Raw genomic sequence first — 1,983 nt, 5'->3', positions numbered from 1 at the left:
ATCGGCATAGGGGGCAGCCATGATAGGCTGCGCCCCTGCCACACCACCCGGCATGCGGGTCCGCACCGGGCGGTTCGAGAAGTTGAGGTCATGAGAGACGGGGCACCCCAAGGCGGTCGTAGTACGAGATGGTCAGCACGGTTTTGAGCAAACGGTCGCTGTTGCGCCACCAGCAGCGGGAGTTAGCCGCCACCCGTTGCGCCACGCCCGCCGGAGCACCGAGCGCCCGAAGCTCCCGGTACATCGTCTTGCCCCGCTTCCAGTGCTTGAGCTGGATGGCCCGTAGTCGGTGCCGCAGCCACTCGTCCAGCCCTCGCCAGACCTTTGGCGTTTGCGACAGGCCAAAGTAGGCCTTCCACCCCAGCATGTACGGGCGCAGCCGCTGTACCACCTGCCCCATGCTGCGCCCGCCCGAGCGGCGCGTCAGTTGCCTGATGCGCTGCTTGAACGTGGCCATGGGTTTGGATGCCACACCTCGTTTAACCACGTCCCCCGGTGCTGCCCACAGGGCGTACCCCAGAAACTTGCGCCCGAAGGCGCTGGCCACCGCGCTTTTGGTCTCGTTGACCGTCAGCCGTAACCGTGCATACAGGCGCCGCAGCAGTGCCATTACCCGCTCGCCCGCGCGGCGGCTGCGAACGTAGACGTTGCAGTCGTCGGCGTAGCGCGCAAAGCAGTGACCCCGCCGCTCCAATTCCTTGTCCACCTCGTCGAGCAAGACGTTGGCCAGCAACGGCGACAGGGGTCCGCCTTGCGGCGTGCCCTGATACCGCTGCTGCACCACACCATCGCTCATGATGCCGCTGTTCAGATATGCCCGGATCAGCCGGATCACTCCAGCGTCACCGATTCGTCTCTTTAGGCGGTCAATCAGGATGTCGTGGTTGACCCGGTCGAAGAATTTCTCCAGGTCAACGTCCACCACGACCCGCCGGCCAGACTGCACGTACGCCTGCGCGGCTAACACCGCGTCGTGCGCACGCCGTCCCGGCCGAAAGCCATGGCTGTGCTCGCTGAAGGTAGGCTCCAGAATCGGCTGCAGCACCTGTAGCAGCGCCTGCTGGATCAGCCGATCCGTCACCGTCGGGATGCCAAGCTCGCGCTCGCCCCCATCAGGTTTGGGAATCATCACCCGGCGTACCGAACTGGGCCGGTACGTCCCCCGCAGCAGTTGCTCGCGGATCACGGGCCACGCGGTTTGCAGATGTCGGGCCGTCTGGTCTATGTCCAGTCCGTCCACGCCCGCTGCGCCTTTGTTGGCCCGCACCCGTTTGAGTGCTTGCTGCAGGTTCTCTCTCGTCAACGCCGCTTTGAGCAACGCTGACCCTGTGCTCTTGATGTCTTGTCGCGGGTCGCAGGCTTCGTCGCTGGTGGGGGCACGCGCAGCTTCACCGCACGCTACTGCCACCCGCCCCGCCGTAGCGGGCATCTGACGCAATGCCTGTGGCATCAACATGATTCTGAACACTCCTCCTCGTTTGGTCCTTTGCTTTCGGTCTTGGCTTGTGACAAGCGTTGCCTACGGCTACTACGACCTCTGCTGACTTCTCGCTCCAGCTCAACACTGTCGCCCTTTCAGGCATGAGGCGAGATCTCCCCAGGTAAGGGTCGCACTCCTTCATCACACAACCGCCAGATTTACGCCGCCTGAGCCTTGACCACGAGAGCTTTGCAGTCATTGGCCTGCTCGCCCTGCTCGGCACCGCCTTCTATCTGGTTCTTGTCCATCGGCTCATGATTTACGCTCCACGCTTCCTTCCCACACTCGGTCGCCCTCATGCAGTTGCGCTTCACTTCGCTCACTGTGGTCAGCTTGCGGCGGGACTTGCACCCGCAGGAGTGCGCCCATGCTGGGCGCACATCGGCATAGGGGGCAGCCATGATAGGCTGCGCCCCTGCCACACCACCCGGCATGCGGGTCCGCACCGGGCGGTTCGAGAAGTTGAGGTCATGAGAGACGGGGCACCCCAAGGCGGTCGTAGT

The 1,983-nt window shown here is 63.9% G+C and carries 2 protein-coding genes; both read right to left on the bottom strand.

Annotation, left to right across the window (positions count from 1 at the left end; genetic code table 11):
* Positions 1-88: 88 nt before the first annotated feature.
* Complete coding sequence (gene ltrA / locus V6M61_RS11935) at positions 89-1,456, bottom strand: group II intron reverse transcriptase/maturase (RefSeq protein ID WP_332776798.1); 1,368 nt, start codon at positions 1,454-1,456, stop codon at positions 89-91.
* A 182-nt stretch (positions 1,457-1,638) separates the two neighbouring features.
* A partial coding sequence (locus V6M61_RS11930) for a hypothetical protein (protein ID WP_332776797.1) occupies positions 1,639-1,983 on the bottom strand: 345 nt, incomplete at its 5' end.

Source organism: Polaromonas sp. (assembly GCF_036676035.1).
In the GTDB taxonomy this organism is placed as follows: Bacteria; Pseudomonadota; Gammaproteobacteria; order Burkholderiales; family Burkholderiaceae_C; genus Polaromonas.
The sequence above is the reverse complement of the archived record's forward strand: the minus strand, read 5'-3'. Positions and strand labels throughout refer to the sequence as shown.